At 58.4% G+C, this 18776-nt stretch carries 19 protein-coding genes; 9 read left to right on the top strand and 10 right to left on the bottom strand.

Features of this window, described 5'->3' with window-relative positions; translation table 11 throughout:
* Positions 1-116: 116 nt before the first annotated feature.
* Both MPRO_RS04075 and MPRO_RS04070 read right to left on the bottom strand, forming a co-directional pair.
* Positions 117-548 (bottom strand): DNA polymerase III subunit chi, encoded by a 432-nt coding sequence (locus MPRO_RS04075; RefSeq protein WP_067287349.1) that lies wholly within the window; start codon positions 546-548, stop codon positions 117-119.
* Positions 538-2046: a leucyl aminopeptidase gene (locus tag MPRO_RS04070; RefSeq protein ID WP_067287346.1), complete on the bottom strand. Its 1509-nt coding sequence runs from the start codon at positions 2044-2046 to the stop codon at positions 538-540. Before MPRO_RS04070 ends, MPRO_RS04075 begins: the two co-directional genes overlap by 11 nt.
* A gap of 241 nt (positions 2047-2287) precedes the next feature.
* Here MPRO_RS04070 and lptF point away from each other — a divergent pair, with 241 nt between their 5' ends.
* Positions 2288-3397: an LPS export ABC transporter permease LptF gene (lptF, locus tag MPRO_RS04065; protein WP_067287343.1), complete on the top strand. Its 1110-nt coding sequence runs from the start codon at positions 2288-2290 to the stop codon at positions 3395-3397.
* Positions 3394-4455: an LPS export ABC transporter permease LptG gene (lptG, locus tag MPRO_RS04060; protein ID WP_067287340.1), complete on the top strand. Its 1062-nt coding sequence runs from the start codon at positions 3394-3396 to the stop codon at positions 4453-4455. The genes lptF and lptG overlap by 4 nt, the downstream gene beginning before the upstream one ends.
* Before the next feature lie 141 nt (positions 4456-4596).
* Here lptG and MPRO_RS04055 read toward each other — a convergent pair whose 3' ends face one another.
* The 3 genes from MPRO_RS04055 to gloA form a co-directional block, all read right to left on the bottom strand.
* Positions 4597-5046, bottom strand: a complete 450-nt coding sequence (locus MPRO_RS04055) for an RDD family protein (RefSeq protein WP_067287337.1) — start codon at positions 5044-5046, stop codon at positions 4597-4599.
* 75 nt (positions 5047-5121) lie between these two features.
* On the bottom strand, positions 5122-5928 hold the full coding sequence (locus tag MPRO_RS04050) for a tetratricopeptide repeat protein (protein WP_067287334.1): 807 nt from the start codon (positions 5926-5928) through the stop codon (positions 5122-5124).
* Between the two features lie 205 nt (positions 5929-6133).
* Positions 6134-6526 carry a lactoylglutathione lyase gene (gloA, locus tag MPRO_RS04045; protein ID WP_067287331.1) on the bottom strand — a complete coding sequence of 131 codons (393 nt, stop codon included), beginning with the start codon at positions 6524-6526 and terminating at the stop codon, positions 6134-6136.
* A 174-nt stretch (positions 6527-6700) separates the two neighbouring features.
* Here gloA and MPRO_RS04040 point away from each other — a divergent pair, with 174 nt between their 5' ends.
* Both MPRO_RS04040 and MPRO_RS04035 read left to right on the top strand, forming a co-directional pair.
* On the top strand, positions 6701-7027 hold the full coding sequence (locus MPRO_RS04040; RefSeq protein WP_067287423.1) for a phasin family protein: 327 nt from the start codon (positions 6701-6703) through the stop codon (positions 7025-7027).
* Between the two features lie 124 nt (positions 7028-7151).
* The gene (locus MPRO_RS04035) at positions 7152-7679 is read left to right on the top strand and encodes a flavodoxin (protein ID WP_067287328.1); all 528 of its coding nucleotides are present in this window, start codon (positions 7152-7154) and stop codon (positions 7677-7679) included.
* Here MPRO_RS04035 and MPRO_RS04030 read toward each other — a convergent pair.
* Both MPRO_RS04030 and nhaD read right to left on the bottom strand, forming a co-directional pair.
* The gene (locus MPRO_RS04030; protein ID WP_067287326.1) at positions 7646-8881 is read right to left on the bottom strand and encodes an MFS transporter; all 1236 of its coding nucleotides are present in this window, start codon (positions 8879-8881) and stop codon (positions 7646-7648) included. The genes MPRO_RS04035 and MPRO_RS04030 overlap by 34 nt on opposite strands.
* Complete coding sequence (nhaD, locus tag MPRO_RS04025) at positions 8881-10344, bottom strand: sodium:proton antiporter NhaD (protein ID WP_067287322.1); 1464 nt, start codon at positions 10342-10344, stop codon at positions 8881-8883. The genes MPRO_RS04030 and nhaD overlap by 1 nt, the downstream gene beginning before the upstream one ends.
* Before the next feature lie 419 nt (positions 10345-10763).
* Between nhaD and prfB the strand changes: the two genes are divergently transcribed.
* From prfB to MPRO_RS04000, 5 genes are all read left to right on the top strand, one after another.
* Positions 10764-11858 (top strand): peptide chain release factor 2, encoded by a 1095-nt coding sequence (gene prfB, locus MPRO_RS04020; RefSeq protein ID WP_067287319.1) that lies wholly within the window; start codon positions 10764-10766, stop codon positions 11856-11858.
* 65 nt (positions 11859-11923) lie between these two features.
* Complete coding sequence (gene lysS, locus MPRO_RS04015; protein WP_067287315.1) at positions 11924-13441, top strand: lysine--tRNA ligase; 1518 nt, start codon at positions 11924-11926, stop codon at positions 13439-13441.
* Between the two features lie 28 nt (positions 13442-13469).
* On the top strand, positions 13470-13931 hold the full coding sequence (locus MPRO_RS04010; protein ID WP_067287312.1) for a hypothetical protein: 462 nt from the start codon (positions 13470-13472) through the stop codon (positions 13929-13931).
* A gap of 35 nt (positions 13932-13966) precedes the next feature.
* Positions 13967-14656 carry a uracil-DNA glycosylase gene (gene ung, locus MPRO_RS04005; RefSeq protein ID WP_067287420.1) on the top strand — a complete coding sequence of 230 codons (690 nt, stop codon included), beginning with the start codon at positions 13967-13969 and terminating at the stop codon, positions 14654-14656.
* A gap of 183 nt (positions 14657-14839) precedes the next feature.
* Positions 14840-15553: a GntR family transcriptional regulator gene (locus MPRO_RS04000; RefSeq protein WP_067287309.1), complete on the top strand. Its 714-nt coding sequence runs from the start codon at positions 14840-14842 to the stop codon at positions 15551-15553.
* A 67-nt stretch (positions 15554-15620) separates the two neighbouring features.
* Here the strand turns inward: MPRO_RS04000 and MPRO_RS03995 are convergent, their stop codons facing one another.
* Genes MPRO_RS03995 through MPRO_RS03985 form a run of 3 tightly spaced genes read right to left on the bottom strand, consistent with a single transcriptional unit; the run spans position 15621 to position 18426 of the window.
* On the bottom strand, positions 15621-16925 hold the full coding sequence (locus MPRO_RS03995; protein WP_067287306.1) for a TRAP transporter large permease: 1305 nt from the start codon (positions 16923-16925) through the stop codon (positions 15621-15623).
* Positions 16925-17434, bottom strand: coding sequence for a TRAP transporter small permease subunit (locus tag MPRO_RS03990; RefSeq protein WP_067287304.1), 510 nt, complete (start codon positions 17432-17434; stop codon positions 16925-16927). The genes MPRO_RS03995 and MPRO_RS03990 overlap by 1 nt, the downstream gene beginning before the upstream one ends.
* Entirely contained in the window at positions 17431-18426 is a 996-nt protein-coding gene (locus MPRO_RS03985) for a TRAP transporter substrate-binding protein (RefSeq protein WP_082708433.1), read from the bottom strand. The genes MPRO_RS03990 and MPRO_RS03985 overlap by 4 nt, the downstream gene beginning before the upstream one ends.
* Positions 18427-18776: the final 350 nt, after the last annotated feature.

The following is an 18776-nucleotide window of genomic DNA, read 5'->3' as shown; positions in this document are numbered from 1 at the left end:
CGCTGTATCCGGTTCGCAACCGGGTCAGGCTCGCTGGCATCTGAAAGAATCGGCCGATTATACCCGCTGCCCTCCGATCAAGGTAGGGCGTAGCGGATTGCACTCGGAGTGGGAAGCTAGCGCATGTCGCGGCGGTGCAGTTCCAGACCCTGGTCCTTGCACAGACGGTAGTTGCTGCGGCTGGCCTGAAGTATGGCATCGTCCTGTACCACGATTTCAACGATGCGCTTGAACTGCAGCGCCTCGGGTGGAAGCTCCAGCCCAAGGTTAACGTAGACATCGCGGTGTGCAGGCAGCTCAGAGCCCCAGCCGATGGTGATCGGTGCCTCGGGCGTTGCGCCCTGCAGGGCGTGGGGTACGAAGCTGTCCGGCCGCCAGGACCAGAGCTGTTCGTCGAGCCTGCCGGCGCGGATTTCATCCGGCACCTGCACAAACACCTGCAGCCCGAGGCCGAGAATTTTCTCGCTCAGGCGGCAGAAAAACTGCTGGCGGCTGTCCTCGTCGGACGCCGCCAGTATGTAGAAGTCAGCGCGGTTTTTAGTGCTCATGCTCGCTGTCTTCGATCTGGTCCAGCAGGTACTGGCTCAGTAGTGGTACGCAACGTCCGGTAGCGCCCTTTTCCTTGCCCTTGCTGTTCCAGGCCACGCCTGCGATATCCAGGTGAGCCCAGCGCAGCTTCTTGGTGAAACGGGACAGGAAGCAGGCCGCGGTAATGGTACCGCCCGCCGGGCCACCAATGTTGGCTATATCGGCGAAGTTGGAGTCCAGCTGTTCCTGGTACTCGTCCCACAGCGGCATGCGCCAGGCGCGGTCGGCGGCGAATTCGCCGGCTTCCAGCAGCTCGTTGGCCAGGGCATCGTCGTTGGCCAGCAGGCCTGATGCCTGGTGACCGAGCGCCACTATGCAGGCGCCGGTGAGGGTGGCGATATCCACCACTGTCTTGGGCTTGAAACGCTCGGAGTAGGTGAGGGCGTCGCACAGTACCAGACGGCCTTCGGCATCGGTATTGAGGACTTCAACGGTCTGGCCCGACATGGTGGTGATAACATCACCAGGTTTGGTGGCCCGGCCGCTGGGCATGTTCTCGGCGGCGGCGATGATGCCGACCACGTTGATTGGCAGCGCCATCTCGGCCACCGCGCTCATAGTACCGAGCACGCTGGCGGCACCGCACATGTCGAACTTCATTTCATCCATGCCGGCACCACCCTTCAGGCTGATACCGCCGGTATCGAAGGTGATGCCCTTGCCTACCAGAGCATAGGGCTGGGCGTTGGCGTCAGCGGCACCCTTGTATTCCATCACGATCAGCTTGGAGGGCTGATCACTGCCGTGGCCGACCGACAGCAGCGAGTGCATGCCGAGCTTTTCCATCTCGGATTCATCCAGCACACTGGTGCTGATGCTGTCGTATTCGTCACCCAGACGGATCGCCTGCTGAGCCAGGTAGGTAGGGGTGCAGATGTTGCCCGGCAGGTTGCCGACATCCCGCGCCACCGATACACCGTTGGCAATGGCAACGCCGTCGACCAGGGCATGCTCGCCGGTTTCGACGTCGTCGTCGGGTAGCAGAATATGCAGGTGTGCCAGCAGCAGTGGTTCGGCTTTCTGACTTTTGGTTTCATCGTACTGATAGAGTTCGGCGGTGCCCCACTCAACCAGCTGGCGGGTCTGGCGGTACAGATCGTTCTGCTGAGTGGCGGGCACGTCCAGCGCGAAGGTCACGCTGGTGGCGCGGATGCTCTTGATGCTGCCAAAGGCGGCCTTGACCAGCTTGCGGTAGCTGCGTTCGCTACGCTCGTCGCTCTTGCCCAGGCCCAGCAGCAGAACGCGTTTGGCGGTAACGCCCGGGACGCGCTGCAGCAGAAGGCTTTCGGCCAGCTTGCCCTGGATGTCGCCACCGCCAAGGATGTCGCTCAGGTAGCCGTTACTGGCACTGTCCAGATTGGCCGCAGCGGGGGTCAGGACATTGTCGGCTTCGACGCCGACGATCAGCAGTTCCGTTTCCAGCGCCGCGATGGCGCCACTTACAATCTCGAAATCCATGATGGCTCCAAACAAGACTTTAAAGTCGTATTTATGGATAATGCCGCAGCACTCCAAAGTGCTTTGCACTATAAACTATTTAAAACTATTTGAATTCATTGAACTTAGGATGCGCTGAGTTATTCACAGACGGTGTCCGCCATGCCATCGGGGTCTGCTGCGCCTGCACGCGCGCCCCACAGGCCTGTGCCGAACCCTGCGAATAGCGCAGTTTGTCCTCTGACCAACAAGGTAAAACGTCTTGATCGTTTTCCGATACCTGACCCGCGAAGTACTGATCAGCACGGCTGCAGTAAGCACAATCCTGCTGATGATCATCGTAAGTGGGCGCTTTATCAAGTACCTCGGTGATGCGGCGGCGGGCAAACTTGCGCCCGAGTTGCTGGGTCAGATGCTGCTCTATCGGTTGCCAGGCTTTCTGGAGCTGATTCTGCCGCTGGGGCTGTTTTTGGGTGTATTGCTGGCTTTCGGGCGCCTCTATCTCGAAAGCGAAATGGTGGTGCTGCGGGCCTGCGGCATAAGTCAGAAACGGCTGGTACTTTATTCCCTTGGTCCGGCCGCAATTGTGGCGCTGGTGGTGGGGTTGCTGAGCATGCAGTTGTCGCCGCTGGGGGCGCAGCGCACGGCAGATCTGTACCTGCAGCGAGACAACATCAATGCCTTCGATACGCTGGTGCCGGGCCGCTTTCAGCCGTTGCCAGGCGGCAATCGCGTGACCTACACCGAGTCGCTGGATGCGGCGGCCGGTGGGCTGGAGCGTCTGTTTATTTCCGACAGTAGCCAGGGCGGTGCGCCCGTGGTGGTGCTGGCGGAGCGGGGCTATCGCTACGATACCCAGGACAAGGGCCGCTTCCTGGTGTTGCAGGATGGCGTGCGCTACGAAGGCGTGCCGGGGGACGCCAGCTATCGCCGCATTCAGTATGGCGAGTATGGTGTGCGCCTGCCGGATGCCGCGGCAGAATTGAAGAGTGCAGAACTTGAGGCGCTGCCGACCCTGGCGCTGCTGGCCGATGGCAGTAATGCGGCCCTGGCCCAGTTCCACTGGCGCCTCTCGCTACCCGTGCTGGCGCTGGTGGTGACGCTGCTGGCCGTACCCATGAGTCGCACCAATCCGCGTCAGGGGCGATTTGCCAAGCTGATTCCCTCCATTTTGCTCTATCTGCTTTATCTGACGCTGCTGGGGGCGGCCCGTGGTGCGGTGGAAGACGGTAAGGCTCCGGGTATAAGTCTGTGGCTGGTGCATGGCGGCTTTCTGGCTCTGGCGCTGAATCTGATTTTTGCCGAACACTTCTGGGAGCGGCTGGGCCAGCGCTTGCCGAGCCTGCCGAGTCTTAAACGGAGGCGCGCATGAGAAAGCTCGACTGGTATATAGCTCAGCATGTCCTGGGTGCCATTATGGTGGTCATGCTGGTGGTGGTGGGGCTGGATCTGTTGTTCTCGCTGGTGGATGAGATGGATTCCTTCAACGAGCGCTACGACATGCTGGAAGCGCTGCTGTATCTGGGCATGACGGTGCCGCGTCGCATCTATGAATTTCTGCCGCTGAGCTGTCTGGTCGGCTGCCTGATCGGGCTTGGCATGCTGGCTTCCCACAGCGAACTGACTGTTATGCGCGCGTCTGGCGTGTCTACCGGGCGCATTGTCGGGGCGGTGATGAAGCCGGTGCTGGTGCTGGTGCTGGTGGCACTGATACTGGGTGAGTACGTGGTGCCCAAGACCGAGCAGATCGCCCAGAGCCGCAGGGCCATGGTGCAGTCCGGTGGCGAGGCGTTGCAGTCGCGTTATGGTGTCTGGCACCGTGAAGGCGACAGCTTTATCCATATCAACGCCGTACAGCCCAATGGAGTGATATTCGGTGTAACCCGCTATCAGCTCAATGGTGAGCGGGATCTGGCCTCGGCGAGTTATGCGCGTCGCGGCGAGTTCGTCGACAATGCCTGGAATCTGGAAGACATCCGTGAAACCCGTTTTCTGGGGAATAGCACCGAGGTGCTGGAGCGTGCGAGCGAAGTCTGGAATTCGGGCCTGACGCCAACCCTGCTGTCCGTCATAGTAGTGGAACCGGTGGATCTGTCGATTACCGGCCTGAGCGCATTTTCGGCCTATCTGAGCGAACAGGGGCTGAGCAGTGTGGATTATGAACTGGCCTTTTGGGGCAAGCTGCTGCAGCCACTGGCGATACTGGCACTGGTGCTGATCGGTATTTCGTTTATCTTCGGGCCGCTGCGCAGTGTCACTGTGGGGCAGCGCCTGATCGTCGGTATCCTGGTGGGCCTGACCTTCAAGTTTGCTCAGGATCTGATGGGGCCGGCCAGCAGCGTTTACGGTTTCGCGCCCTGGCTGGCGGTACTGGCGCCTATTCTGGTGTGTATGCTGCTGGGCGGATGGATGCTGCAGCGCGCCAAATAGCAGTGAAAAGGGGCAAGATGAAAGTGGCAAATTGCCCCTTGCCCCTTGCCCCTTGCCCCTTGCCCCTTTTTACCTTGCTCTTCCTAGCCCCTAGCCCCTAGCCCCTTTTACCTTGCTCTTCCTCGCACCTCGCACCTTATCTCACGACTTGGGCTGTTTTTTCAGCTGCACCACGCGGGTGTCTGAGAAACGATCATTCCAGCTGAGCCTCTCGTCGCTCAGCAGCATCCACCAGTAGCCTGCACCCAGCAGTAATACCGAGGGTATGGCTATCAGGAAGCGGATCAGTGCCTGCGTCCAGCTGATGCGCCCGCCCGCCAGGGTCTCAACACGCAGGTTCCAGGCGATCATCCCCAGGGTCTGGCCGCTGCGGGTCCAGAAATAGGCGAAGAACAGGTAGCTGGATATAAACAGCACTGACTTGAGCAGCGGGCCTTCCACGGCCTCACCGTGGTTGATGGCCACACCGATACCACCGAGCACCATCCAGAGCGCGAGAACCAGCAGGCTGTCGTACAGCATGGACAACAGCCGGCGCACCAGAGTGGCGGAGCGTACAGCCTCGCGGCTGTCGGAAAAGGGGATATGCATAAAGTCTCCGGGCGCGGCGAGCCGACACCGGGTCGCAGCGGGAGTCGATGCGGCCTGATGTCAGACTGGAGCTGATTACTTGAAGGGACGCACGTACTGGTCGAGATACTCTTCGGCCAGGGTTTTGGCGGCCTCGGTCTGGGGCTCGTCGAGCTTCATCAGCAGACGTTTTTCGATGGCCGCGGCGGTAGCGTTGCCCAGCTGTGCCGAGTTGTGCATCCAGGCGTAGGCAATCACGTTGGTGTCGGCACTATGATCCAGACCGTGGTTATTGGAATAGAGGGTGCCAAGAAAGAACATGGCATCCATGTGGCCCTGCTGGGCGGCTTCGCGATACCAGAGCTCGGCTTCGGTAAAGTTCTGTTTCACGCCTGTGCCAAAGTTGTAGCAGCGGCCAACGTTGTGCTGAGCGACAACCAGCTTCTGCTCGGCGGCACTCTGGTACCAGCTGAAAGCCAGATTGGGGTCACGCTCAATGCCGTAGCCGAATTCGTACATTTCGCCAAGACGATTCTGGGCGCTGGCATCGCCGGCTTCTGCGCTCAGCTGCACGCTTTTCAGTTCTTCACGGTATTCGATGTTCTTCAGTCGGCGCAGGCCGTTAACGCTGTCCAGGTGGCCCTGATTGGCACCGCGCTTGAACAGGGCGGCGGCCTTCTCGATATCCTGTTTCACACCCCAGCCGTTTTCATACATCTGCCCGAGCATGCTCAGGGCGTCCGGGTTGCCCTCCTTACCCAGGGACTCCAGGGCGTCGAGCGCAGCGCTGTAGTCCTTGTTTTCAAAGTCGCGGCTGGCCTGGCCCAGATCTGCCGCCAGCAGGGGTGTGCTGGACAGAACCATTAACAGGCCGGCGGCGGCAAGGAGTGTTCTTTTGCTCATTGGAAATGGTGCTCCATTGGATCGCGGAGGTACTTCAGAAGTCAGAATGGCGGCTATTATAGCGGCGCGAAGCCGTGGATAAAACGTGTGCAGGCGAAGCTGGATCAATGTCTGCTGACAAAGAGAACCGGAGACGGCGGAAATGTGCAGATAAAACAGGCAACTGCGCGGTGCAGGGCACCGCGCGGCAGGTGATTGCTGCAGCTTAATCGAGGCGCTTGGGATCCAGCAGTTCGATCATGTAGCCATCGGGATCCTTGACGAAGGCCAGAATGCTGGTGCCGCCCTTCATGGGGCCTGCCTCGCGCACGACCTGGCCACCGCGGGTCTTGATGTTATCGCAGGCAGCGTAGACATCGTCCACTTCAATGGCGATATGACCGTAGGCAGTGCCCAGCTCGTAGCTGGAGGTATCCCAGTTGTGGGTCAGCTCCAGCACTGTAGTGTCCTTCTCATCGCCGTAGCCGAGAAAGGCGAGGGTGAACTTGCCAGCCGGATAATCCTTGCGACGCAGCAGGCGCATGCCCATCAGCTCGGTGTAGAAGGAGATTGACTTCTGCAGGTCCGTAACCCGCAACATGGTGTGTAAAAGACGCATAACCACTCCTGATTGGTCGACTGGGCCCGGCGCTTAATGCCACCCTGAGCTTGCCCAAATCCGATTCGAGTGCTGTATTATAGAGACTTGTGAGGAATCATCGTATTACTTCCTTTTATGAGTTTCCTGCAGGCCTGTCGCGACTTTGTTCCCGCCTCAACAAGGGTGATCGCCATGTTTCAAGACTTTACCAAGCAGTTCGGCACATCGATGGAACCGTTCAAGGATCTTGTCAACATCCAGACCAAAATGCTCGAAGAGCTGACCCGCCAGCAGATGGAGTGCACCAAATCCTGCGTCGAGGCGACTATCCAGCAGACGCGGGAAATGCAGAAATGTCAGAACGCATCGGACCTGATGGAGCTGCAGAAGGCCTACGCCAAGGAGCTTGAAGAAACGCTGCGCAGCGTGGGTGAACAGAATCTCAAGGCGCTGCAGGATGCGCGCTCTGCGATCGACAAGATTACCCAGAGCAGTTTCGAATCCTTTAATCCCAAGTAATTCCCGCGTTTCCGGTTCTGCCGCAGCCTGGGGCTCGGCAGAATGCGCTTGATTTTCCCCGCCTGGCTTTTTACTTCAGCTTGTCACTTCAACTTTTTATTTCAGAGCTTCACTGCGGATTTTCATGCTTGCACCTATAGGGCTCTTCTACGGCTCCACCACCGGCAATACGGCCCATGTCGCCGAGCGTCTGTTTCAGCTGGCAGGCCCAGGCCTGATTGATCTGCATGACATAGCTGACACCGCACTCGCGGCTGTGGATGATTACAGTTACCTGATTTTTGGTATCTCCACCTGGGATTTTGGCGAGCAGCAGCTGGACTGGCAGGACCTTTGGCCGCAGCTGGAGACGCTTGATCTGCAGGGGCGCGTCTGTGCGCTCTTTGGTCTGGGGGATCAGATGGGGTATTCGGACTGGTATCTGGATGCCATGGGTCTGCTGCATGAGCGCCTGCAGGCCAGGGGTGCCCGTATTGTCGGTGCCTGGCCCTGCTCCGATGACTATGACTTCAAAGCATCGCTGGCGCTAAGTGAAGATAGGCGCCTTTTCGTCGGTCTTGCGCTGGATGAAGACAGCCAGCGCAGCGAAACCGATCAACGGCTTGCCTGCTGGCTGCCTCAGGTGCTGGCGGCGTTCGGCCTGTCGGGCTGAGAGCGCAGCGCGCAGACTCCATACCAGAGCAGCCCCGCCGCGGATATCAGGCTGGCGATACCAAAGGCGACCCGGTAGGCCATGACCGGATACTGGCCGGCATCGCCGACGGGCCAGAGCTGAATAATGCCGCCCAGACCCCACTGCATCACAAAGGCAAAGACAAAGATTCCCAGGTTCAGGCTGGTACTGACCCGGCCACTCTGGCTCGGCGGGAACTGCTGCGCCAGGCCCGCAAACATCAGTGTGCCCGAAGTGCCGAAAAAGCCCAGCAGGCCCCAGAGCAGCAGACTGGGGGCGCCTGTGTCGAGCTGCAGCAGTAGCAGCAGGCAGACGAAAGCGCTTATACCCCCCAGGCTCAGGTGGCGTGGGGCAATCCCCAGATGCTGCAGTCGGTCGGCGATCAACCCCATCAACAGAAAGCCTGCCACCATGCCGGCGGCGCAGACAAAGAGCACGTCGGCGGCCTCGGCGTCTGGCAGCAGCATTACATCACGCAGCCAGGCACCGACCCAGAGCGATTGCAGGGCGATAAAGCTGGCCTGGGACAGTACGCAGGCAGGTGCCACACGGTAAAAACGCGGGTCAAGCATGACCTGTACGACCGAAAGTTTGGCTTGAGTGTCGCCGTTGACAGCGTCTGTCACTGGTTTTTTGGGCACCAGCAGCCAGAGCAGCAGGGATACCAGCAGGCACAGCAGCGCCATGCCCAGAAAGAGGCCGCGCCAGTCGGTGATGCCCAGCAACCACTCCACCGGTGAGGTTGCTGCCAGGGCGCCGAGCCCGCCGCAGGCCAGTTGCAGGCCATTCACCAGCGGCAGGCGCGCCGGTGGCAGCCAGATGACATAGGCCTTGAAGGCCGCCATCAGGCTGGCGGACACGCCTATGCCAATCAGCCCCCGTCCTATGAGCAGCCCAAGGGCGGATTCCGCCTGGGAAAAAATCAGGCTGCCGGCCGCGGCAAACAGCAGCAGCGCAGCGGCCAGTTTGCGCACCTCTATGCGATCAAGCAGTGCTCCGAGTGGAATCTGGCAGGCGGCAAAGGTGAGAAAGTAGCTACTGGAAATCAGCCCCAGGGTGGCGGCATCCAGTTGCAGGTCTGCGGTGAGGGCAGGCGCCACCACGGCGCTGACTACGCGGAACAGATAGGACAGGAAATAGCCCAGCGCGAAGGGCAGGAACAGTCGTAACAGGGTCGTCATCAGATTCCACTTATCCACAGATGGCAGAGTACGCTCAGGGCGTAGCCCAGGGCAATGGCCCAGGTCCAGCGCAAATGGCTCATAAAGGTATAAACGCCGTGGGCCTGGCCCATCAGGGCTATGCCCGCGGCCGAGCCGATAGACAGTAATGAGCCGCCGACACCGGCGGTGAGGGTGACCAGCAGCCACTGGGCCATATCCATGTCAGGCGCCATGCGCAGCACCGCCAGCATGACCGGAATATTATCGATCACCGCCGACAGCAAGCCGACGGCAATATTGGCCAGTGTAGGTCCGAGAGTGCCATAGACGTGCTCCGAGGCCAGGCTCAGGTAGCCCAGTTGGGCCAGCCCGCCCACCGCCAGCACCACACCATAGAAGAACATCAGGGTGTCCCAGGAAGCGCGCTCGACCACATGAAAGATATCGAATCGGCGCACCACATCGGTGTGATCACCCTGAACGGACTCCATGCTGGTGATATTTTCCGCCTGGTGCTGGCTCAGGTGACCGGTATCGCGCAGAGCCGGTTCGCGCCTTGCCAGCCAGTAGCCGTAGAGTTTCAGGATGCCCAGCCCTGTCATCATGCCCAGCGCCGGGCTCAGGTTCAGGCTGCTGTTGATCAGCACCGAGAATACTATGGTGGCGAGGAAAATGCCGATAATCGCCAGGGCGCCTCGGCGCATGCAGACGCCCCCGTGATGCTCGGCTGCAGGCGGTGCCTTTTCGACCACGCGGTACATCAGCAGCGCCGGCACCAGCCAGTTGACCAAAGAGGGCAGAAACAGACGGCCAAACTCGGTGAAGGGCACCAGACCCTCCTGCCAGACCATCAGGGTAGTGATATCGCCGAAGGGGCTGAAGGCGCCGCCGGCATTGGCGGCGATAACAACATTGATGCTGCCCACAGTGACGAACTGGCGATTGCCGTTACCGACGGCCAGCACCACGGCACCCATCAGCAGGGCAGTGGACAGGTTATCGGCCACCGGTGACAGCGCAAATGCCAGGGCGCCGGTAATCCAGTACACCTGGCGCAGGGAGAACTTGCGCACGATCAGCCAGGAACGCAGCGCGCCGAACACCTGGCGCTCCTCCAGAGTGGTGACAAAGGTCATGGCCGCCAGCAGGAAAAGGAACATCTCGGCGTATTCCAGAATATTGTGCTGCAGCGCTGGGCCTGCAGTTTCGGTATCACCGTTTACGGCGTAGGCGATGCCGGTCAGTAGCCAGATCAGGCCGGCGGCGACGATCATGGGCTTGGATTTGCGCAGCAGGAAAAACTCTTCGCCAATAACGAAGATGTAGGCCAGCACAAAGATGCATAGGGCCAGCACACCGTACAGGCTGGTGGTGAAGTCGGGCATGACGGTTGCTGCAGTATCCGAGGCAGTGGCGGCAGCAGCTGAGGTGCCGAAGAGGGCGGCCAGCGCCAGCAGCAGGGCGGGGATAATTTTCAGCATGACAGAGCCTGTGGGACTAAATGTGAGTCTTTTGTCACTGCGTATATCCATATGGCGTTGCCTCTGCGCTGATACTGCTTGTGGCTGTCGCTTGAATTTGGCCTGGTCGTGGTTTTGTCCTGAGCTTGTTACGGCATTTGTAATGCCGCACCCTGGCGCAAGTATACTTCCAAATTAGGTAGTTAGCTGGGCTAACCCTTGTCTGCGGGGCTGGGCTGGGCGGATTTCAGTGATTGAGACGGAGGCTGCATTATGGGGCTAGTTACGTGCTGCAATGGGGCTTCACCGTGCTTTTGCCGTCTGGGTTTGACCCTGGATATAGGCGGCCAGGCGCAGACAGCGGTAAAGATCATTTAAAGCCACCGGCGGATCAGTTAAAATACGCCCCTTTTCTAATCTGCGAGTATTGAACGCAAGCGATGGAAATTAACCCGATCATCAACGCCTTGAAGGATATCGGCGAGCGCGCCGGCTCCCTGCGTGTTTATCTCGACTATGACGTCAAGAAAGAACGTCTGGAAGAGGTGTCGCGCGAACTAGAATCTCCCTCCGTGTGGGATGATCCTGCCAACGCCCAGAAACTGGGCCGCGAGCGCGCTCAGCTGGAAGACGTAGTGCAGACACTGGATGCGCTGGCAAGCGGTTCGGCTGATGCCCGCGAGCTGCTGGACATGGCCGTCGAGGACGATGACGAAGACACAGCGGCGGAAGTCGAGAAGGAAGTCGCAGCTCTGGTTGCGCGGCTGGAAACCCTCGAGTTCCGGCGCATGTTCTCCGGTGAAGCCGATATCAACAACGCCTTCCTGGATATCCAGTCAGGCTCCGGCGGTACCGAGGCGCAGGACTGGGCCAACATCATGCTGCGCATGTTCCTGCGCTGGGGTGAGGACAAGGGCTTCAAAACCGAGCTGGTGGAAGTCTCAGACGGTGATGTTGCCGGTATCAAGAGTGCCACCATCCGCTTCGAGGGTGAGTACGCCTTTGGCTGGCTGCGTACCGAAACCGGCGTGCACCGCCTGGTGCGCAAGTCGCCGTTCGACTCCGGCGGTCGTCGTCATACGTCCTTTGCTTCGGTCTTTGTGTCGCCCGAAATCGATGACAACGTCGAGATCGACATCAATCCGGCGGATCTGCGTGTCGATGTCTACCGCGCCTCAGGTGCCGGTGGTCAGCACGTTAACCGAACCGAGTCGGCGGTGCGTATCACGCACATCCCGACCAATACGGTGGTGCAGTGCCAGAGTCAGCGTTCGCAGCACCAGAACAAGGACTTCTGTATGAAGCAGCTGCGCTCCAAGCTGTATGAGCTAGAAATGCTCAAGCGCTCTGAAGCCGCTCAGATTCTGGAAGATTCCAAGGCCGATATCGGCTGGGGCAGTCAGATCCGTTCCTATGTGCTGGATGACAGCCGCATCAAGGATCTGCGCACCGGTGTGCAGACATCCAACTGCGACCGCGTACTGGATGGCGACCTGGACATGTTTATCGAAGCCAGCCTCAAGGCCGGCTTGTAAGTCTGGCCCGCTCCGGCGGGCCCGATTGACCCGTATTCAACGTATTACAGATTAAGGTTCCCCCGATGTCCGAGACTACCCCAGCCGTCGCGCAAGACGAAAACCGCCTTATCGCTGAGCGCCGCGACAAACTCAACGCGCTGCGCGAACAGGGCAATGCCTTCCCTAACAGCTTTCGCCGTGACAGCTATGCGCAGGATTTGCAGCAGGCCTACGGCGACAAGACCAAGGAAGAACTGGAAGAACTGGGATATCGGGTATCGGTTGCCGGTCGCATCATGCTGAACCGTGGCGCCTTTCTGGTGCTGCAGGACATGACCGGCCGCATTCAGTTGTACGTCAACAAGCCGGCGCGGCCCTTCGCCAAATCCCTGGATCTGGGCGATATAGTTGCCATCAGCGGCGTGCTGCACAAGTCCGGCAAGGGCGACCTCTTTGTCGATATGGAAGAATGCCAGCTGCTCACCAAGAGCCTGCGTCCGCTGCCCGACAAGCACAAGGGCCTGCAGGACACTGAAATGCGTTACCGTCAGCGCTATGTTGATCTGATCACCAATGATCACTCGCGTCGCGTGTTTGAAGTGCGTTCCGGCATCGTTTCCGGCATTCGCCGCTTCCTTACCGAGCGCCGCTTCCTGGAAGTCGAAACGCCGATGCTGCAGGCGATCCCGGGTGGCGCTTCTGCCCGTCCGTTCGTAACGCATCACAATGCGCTGGATATCGGCATGTACCTGCGTATCGCGCCTGAGCTGTATCTCAAGCGTCTGGTGGTGGGCGGTTTCGAGCGCGTGTTCGAGATCAACCGCAATTTCCGCAACGAAGGGCTGTCGACGCGACACAACCCCGAGTTCACCATGATCGAGTTCTACCAGGCCTATGCCGATTACAAGGACCTGATGGATCTGACCGAAGACATGCTGCGCAGCGTTGCGCAGGAAGTCCTGGGTACCACTACCCTGATCAACACGGTGCGCAACGAAGAAGGCGAAGTGCTGGAAAGCTTCGAATACGACCTGTCCAAGCCCTTTACCCGGCTGTCGGTATTCGACTCCATCCTGCACTATAACCCTGATATCACCGCAGCGGCCCTGGCCGATGACCATGCTGCACGTCAGATCGCGCAGCGCCTGGACATCAACGTCAAGGACAGCTGGGGTCTGGGCAAGGTACAGATCGAGATCTTCGAGAAGACCGTCGAGCACCGTCTGGATCAGCCGACCTTCATTACCGAATACCCGACCGAAGTCAGCCCGCTGGCGCGTCGCAACGACGACAATCCCTTCGTTACCGATCGCTTCGAATTCTTTGTTGGCGGTCGCGAACTGGCCAACGGTTTCTCCGAGTTGAATGATGCCGAAGATCAGGCCGAGCGTTTCCGCGCCCAGGTCGCCGAAAAGGATGCCGGCGACGATGAAGCCATGCATTACGATGCCGATTATATCAATGCGCTGGAATACGGTTTGCCGCCGACAGCGGGCGAGGGTATCGGCATTGACCGTCTGGTCATGCTGTTCACCGACTCGCCGTCGATCCGCGACGTAATCCTGTTCCCGGCCATGCGCCCGGTAAAATCGCAGGCATAAGCCTGGGTTTAGGCAGAGCACGCCGACTATGGGAGTCACGGATAGGGCCAGCAGCAGTCTGCTGTTCCCATCGCCTTCACGCAAAGTGCCGGGCAAGCGCTATCTCAACATAGCGCTGCGCAGCCTGCATCTGGTGGGAATTGCGGGCCTTGCCGGCCATTTCCTTTATCAGCTTCCCACGGCGCAATGGCTCGGTTTTCTGTGGCTGGGCTTTGGTGCCGGGCTCTCCATGGTGCTGATCGAGCTGTACTGCGACGGCGTCTGGCTGTTGCAGCTGCGAGGCCAGGCCATTCTGCTGAAAGTGTTTCTGCTGGGGCTGGTAATACCCTGGCCGGTACTGATGGCGCCTGTGTTCGTGCTGGCGATTCTGATCTCGGGCTTTTTCGCCCATGCCCCAGGCAATCTGCGTTACTACTCGCTTTACCACGGTCGCGTGGTCAAGGCGCTGCGTGATGCCAAGGGCGAGATCAAGGACAGCGGACAGCTCTGATGACCCTGCAATGGCTCGCCCTCGATAAAAAGCAGATGCAACTGTCGCTGCAGCCGGACTGGCAGGCACTGCTGGGGCCTGAGCTTGAACAGCCTTACATGCTGGAGCTGCAGCGTTTCCTGCAAGCTGAACAGCAGGCCGGCAAGCACATTTATCCTGCCCCCGAGCACTGGCTGCATGCACTGCAGAGCACGGCGCTGGAGGATGTGAAGGTGGTGATTCTGGGGCAGGATCCTTACCATCAGCCGGGTCAGGCTCATGGCTTGAGCTTTTCGGTGCCCGCTGGCATCAAGGTGCCGCCCTCCCTGCGTAATATCTACAAGGAGCTGCAGGCGGATCTTGGCATAGCGCCTGCACAGCATGGCTGTCTGGAAAGCTGGGCGCGCCAGGGCGTACTGCTGCTCAATGCGGTATTAACCGTGGAACAGAGTCAGGCGGCGTCCCATCAGAAACGGGGCTGGGAGCGCTTCACCGACAAGGTGATTCACGCCGTTAATGCGCACTGTAACGATGTGGTGTTTATTCTCTGGGGCAGCTATGCCCAGAAGAAGGGCGCCTTTGTCGATACGCAGCGTCACCTTGTGTTGCACTCCCCCCATCCGTCGCCACTGGCGGCGCACCGGGGCTTCTTCGGCTGTCGCCACTTCAGCCAGGCCAATGCGTTTCTCAAGGCCCGTGGGCGCACGCCGATAAACTGGCAGTTACCCGAACTCGATACACTCTAAAGTGTTCTGCCAAACGCCGGTTATTACTGCCAGCTGTGCAATAATGCCCGCAGAGATTGTACAGCGGCATGGGTCTCGGGCATTGTGGAACAGGGTGTAAACCTTCTCAGTCGCACTATCGTTACCGCTGTCGTGCAATGACTGCCGATGGCCTATTCGCATCAAGACATTTGATATAGAAACATGACCAAAACCAGCATTCGTAAAAGTGACAGCAAGCCCGGCGCAGACGACGTATACGATCGTATCTGGTCTGCCATCATGGAGCGCAAGCTGCAGCCGGGTACCCGCCTCAAGGAAGAGGATCTGTGCGAGGTTTTCCAGACCAGCCGTGGGGGTATCCGCAAGGTACTGCTGCGCCTGGCGCACCACAATCTGGTGAACCTGGTGCCCAACAGTGGCGCCTATGTCGCCAAGGTTACGGTGAAGGAGGCACGGGAGGTTTTTCAGGCCCGGCGTCTGATCGAGACCGAGCTGGTACGCGAGCTGGCGCTGAATTTCTCCGCCGACAAGCAGCGTGCGCTGATCGAACATGTCGAGCTGGAAGAGCAAGCCCACCGCGACGGTGACCTCAATCGGCGTATCCGTCTGTCCGGCGAGTTCCATCTCAAAATTGGCGAGCTGGCCGACAAGCCGGTACTGACCCAGTTCCTGCGCGAAATCATTTCCAGAACCTCACTGATCATCGCCCAGTACCAGCGCGCCAGTGCCCGCCATTCCGAGCAGACCGCCACGCATCCCTGCTGCGAGCACAGCGGCCTGATAGAGGCATTTGAACAGCAGGACGCCACCCGCGCGGTGGAGCTGATGATCGAACACCTCAATCACCTGGAAGAACAGCTCGACCTGACTTCCGGCACCCACAGCGCCATTGATCTGCAAAGCATATTCAGCTGAAATTTAGGCTGTAGGAGTTGCCCGGTAAGCAGGAGTAATGCCTTCGCATTACCCCTGCAGCGAGTCATTAACCAGTCAGCTGTTGCGGCAGCCACAGAACAATTTCCGGAAAAATGCTCACCATTAATGCAGCAGTGCACATGAGTGCAAAGAATGGAATTGCGGCGTAGGCAATGCGACCAATCCGCTCGCCGGTTAATCCCTGCAGGACGAAAAGGTTAAACCCTACCGGTGGTGTTATTTGTCCTAGTTCCACCATTATTACCAGGAAAATGCCAAACCACAGCGGGTCAAAGCCGCCCTGAATAACAATGGGCAATGTGATTGGCAGGCTCATGACCGTGATCGATATCCCATCCAGGAACAGGCCCAGCACAATGTAGAACAGCGCCAGTGCCAGCAGCAGCATGGCAGGTGACAGTTCCAGGCTGGCAATATAGGTTGCCAGTTCCCGCGGCAGGTGCAGATAACCCATAGCGGTGGATAGCAGGGCTGCTGCCACCAAAATACTGCACACCATGGTGGCACTGAGAACGGTGCCCGTTAAGGCTTCGCGAAACATGTCCCAGCTCAGTTGCCGTTCGACACCCAGCAGGATAATCGTAACAGCGACTCCAACAGCCGCAGCCTCAGACGGTGTCGCGACGCCGCTGTAGATGGATCCCATCACCAGTGCAATGAGCAACAGTACCGGGGCAAGTAATCCCAGACTTTGCAAAAAGGTAGTGGCTACGTCCTGGCTGCGAGGTGCCTTGTGAGGCTGGCGCAGCGTTACTGCGACTATATAGCCGGAGTAAAGCAGTGCGATCAGAATGCCAGGGAGAACACCTGCCATAAAGAGCTGACTGATTGATACCTCGGCCTGCACGCCATAGACGATCATCACTATGGATGGCGGAATCAGCAGCCCCAGGCTGCCCGCGCCTGCCAGCGAGCCAATGGACAGGTTGCGGTCGTAACCGCGCCGGGCCAGCTCTGTTGTCGTAATCTTGCCAATGGTGGCGGTTGTGGCGGCACTTGAACCACTGACCGCCGCAAACAGGGCGCAGCCCACAACGTTGGTGTGCAAAATTCCACCGGGAATCCGGTTCGTCCAGGGCTCCAACCCCCGGAACAGGCGCTCGGAAATATTGGAGCGAAAAATCAGCTCCCCCATAAATATAAACAGCGGGATGGCAGACAGCTCCCAGGAGCTTCCTGCCCGGAATAAGATACGACTCAGAATGAGTCCTGCACGATCGAAACTGAAGTCACCGAGCCAGACAAGCGAGCCCAGGGCCACGATTACGAGACCGGCAAACACCCAGGTTCCAAGACCCAGCACAATAAGAATCAGACTTATGACCCCGACGGCAACGAACACAGTATCCATTAGTTCACGCTCGTATTGGGAGGCAGGGAACGCTCAGAAATCAGGTGCAATGCGCGGGACAGCAGTGTTAAACACAGCAGCAGCATGCCAACCAGTACCATCCCCTCTGGAATCCACAGCGGAGTTTCAGCCAGGGTTTCACTGAGAGTTCCACGCTTATAACTGCGCCAAACATTGAGCCCCCAGTACCAGGCCAGCCAGGAAAAGGCTGCAAGAGCTGACAGAGTCGATATCAGATCCGGCAGCCAGTGCCACTTGGTCGGAAGTCGATCCAGCAATACATTGACGCGAACCAGAGATCCGCGCTCCAGCGCATAGCCCAGCCCGAGAAATGTCATGCTTGCCACGGCATAGCCGATGAACTCATCCAGCACAAAGGTCGAGGTGCCGAACAGGCGCATAACGATTTCCAGCAGAATATGCCCGGTTATGTAAACAATCAGCAGCATGGCCAGAAGCCCTGCCAGCCGATTGGCTGGGCTAATGCAGCGACAGATCAGTCGAATCATTGAGCGCTGCCGTTCTTCTCGAACTGCGTCATGATAGTTTTTCCGCGCTCACCAACGGCTTCCAGCCACTGCTCAATGGCCAGTTTGGCGGCATTTTTAAGCGCAGTGGAAAGCTCGGGCGAGACAGGGTTCTGGATAGCGACATCATGTTCAGCCAGTTCCAGGTAGTTCGCGGCAACGCGGGAACGTACTTCCTGCCAGTTATGCTCATCTGTGCGTTTGGCTGCTTCCAAAACTGCCTGCTGCTGCTCCTTTTCGAGGCCGTCAAACTCGTCCCTGTTCATGTGCACCATGTTCAGTGGTACCGCATACTGAATAGCGCTGTAGTTATTCAGGTGTTCCCAGAAGCTGCCATTGGCTCCGGCTTCTGCCGAAGTAAGTACGGCCTCAATGCCGCCTGTTGATAGCTGCGGTACTACATCGGCCCACGAAAGCTTAACCGGTGATGCCCCAGCTTCACGCAGTGTAATGGTGCCATTTTTGTCATAGGTGCGAATCTTGAGCTGTTCCAGATCTGACGGCGAGTTGACTGGCTTTTTGGCCCAGATGCCGCTGGCAGGCCAGGGGGACGCGTAGAGCAGAACCTGGTTGTTGTCGGCAAATACCTGCTCGTAATAGGGGCGCGCTATTTTGTAGAGTGCCTCAGCTTCATCTTCATTTTCCGCCAGGAAGGGGAGGGAGGACAGCAGAAAAATGGGGTCTATGCCACTCAGCGTACCGGCCAGTGTGTCTGCAATCTGAATTGCATTGTCGGATACCGCATAAAAATGGTCGGCAGACTTGAAACCCAGTGCTCCACCTGTATGTAACGTGATACCGACCTGGTCCTGCGTTAGTGCTTTGACCTGTTCAATAAAGTACAGGTCGCCCTCGGCATGTATGGAGCTGGCATTGTACTCATTGGAAAAGTCCATCCGGGTTTGAGCTTGTGTGCTCAGGGGCAGCAGACTTGTAAGGGTTAAGAGCGCGGCGGCAATAGGTTTTAAATTCATGATTTCCATCTCGCTTGGGTCCGGTAGACCAAGTAGTATCCTCTCCCCTTGAAGCTAGGCGCTGTCCAATTGCGACTTGGGCGTACTATGAAGCGACCCATTCAAAGTACCTAAAGGCTGAATGACAAAACCTGTACGGCCGTTCATTGTTGGCTCTACTGTTAACGAAAAGTGAAATTTCCTGCGCCTCATACTCTCTCATCAAGGTGGGCATGCCGCCATTTTCAGCAGCATTTGCAGTTGCTGGCTTTGTTGGCTAACCCCTGATTTCTCTGAACTTGTCTCAATTTAACTGACTTTTTGTCCAATTCTGTGGCCTTTCCCTCATTTGTGAACAGTTCTGTCTGGTC

The sequence above is a fragment of the Marinobacterium profundum genome, assembly GCF_001528745.1.
GTDB classification, from domain to species: Bacteria; Pseudomonadota; Gammaproteobacteria; order Pseudomonadales; family Balneatricaceae; genus Marinobacterium_A; species Marinobacterium_A profundum.
The sequence above is the reverse complement of the archived record's forward strand: the minus strand, read 5'-3'. Positions and strand labels throughout refer to the sequence as shown.

Coding starts and splice junctions, on each gene's coding strand:
- MPRO_RS04075 (WP_067287349.1), bottom strand. CDS start 548: ATGAGCACTAAAAACCGCGCTGACTTCTACATACTGGCGGCGTCCGAC.
- MPRO_RS04070 (WP_067287346.1), bottom strand. CDS start 2,046: ATGGATTTCGAGATTGTAAGTGGCGCCATCGCGGCGCTGGAAACGGAA.
- lptG (WP_067287340.1), top strand. CDS start 3,394: ATGAGAAAGCTCGACTGGTATATAGCTCAGCATGTCCTGGGTGCCATT.
- MPRO_RS04055 (WP_067287337.1), bottom strand. CDS start 5,046: ATGCATATCCCCTTTTCCGACAGCCGCGAGGCTGTACGCTCCGCCACT.
- MPRO_RS04050 (WP_067287334.1), bottom strand. CDS start 5,928: ATGAGCAAAAGAACACTCCTTGCCGCCGCCGGCCTGTTAATGGTTCTG.
- gloA (WP_067287331.1), bottom strand. CDS start 6,526: ATGCGTCTTTTACACACCATGTTGCGGGTTACGGACCTGCAGAAGTCA.
- MPRO_RS04040 (WP_067287423.1), top strand. CDS start 6,701: ATGTTTCAAGACTTTACCAAGCAGTTCGGCACATCGATGGAACCGTTC.
- MPRO_RS04035 (WP_067287328.1), top strand. CDS start 7,152: ATGCTTGCACCTATAGGGCTCTTCTACGGCTCCACCACCGGCAATACG.
- MPRO_RS04030 (WP_067287326.1), bottom strand. CDS start 8,881: ATGACGACCCTGTTACGACTGTTCCTGCCCTTCGCGCTGGGCTATTTC.
- nhaD (WP_067287322.1), bottom strand. CDS start 10,344: ATGCTGAAAATTATCCCCGCCCTGCTGCTGGCGCTGGCCGCCCTCTTC.
- prfB (WP_067287319.1), top strand. CDS start 10,764: ATGGAAATTAACCCGATCATCAACGCCTTGAAGGATATCGGCGAGCGC.
- lysS (WP_067287315.1), top strand. CDS start 11,924: ATGTCCGAGACTACCCCAGCCGTCGCGCAAGACGAAAACCGCCTTATC.
- MPRO_RS04010 (WP_067287312.1), top strand. CDS start 13,470: ATGGGAGTCACGGATAGGGCCAGCAGCAGTCTGCTGTTCCCATCGCCT.
- ung (WP_067287420.1), top strand. CDS start 13,967: ATGCAACTGTCGCTGCAGCCGGACTGGCAGGCACTGCTGGGGCCTGAG.
- MPRO_RS04000 (WP_067287309.1), top strand. CDS start 14,840: ATGACCAAAACCAGCATTCGTAAAAGTGACAGCAAGCCCGGCGCAGAC.
- MPRO_RS03995 (WP_067287306.1), bottom strand. CDS start 16,925: ATGGATACTGTGTTCGTTGCCGTCGGGGTCATAAGTCTGATTCTTATT.
- MPRO_RS03990 (WP_067287304.1), bottom strand. CDS start 17,434: ATGATTCGACTGATCTGTCGCTGCATTAGCCCAGCCAATCGGCTGGCA.
- MPRO_RS03985 (WP_082708433.1), bottom strand. CDS start 18,426: ATGAATTTAAAACCTATTGCCGCCGCGCTCTTAACCCTTACAAGTCTG.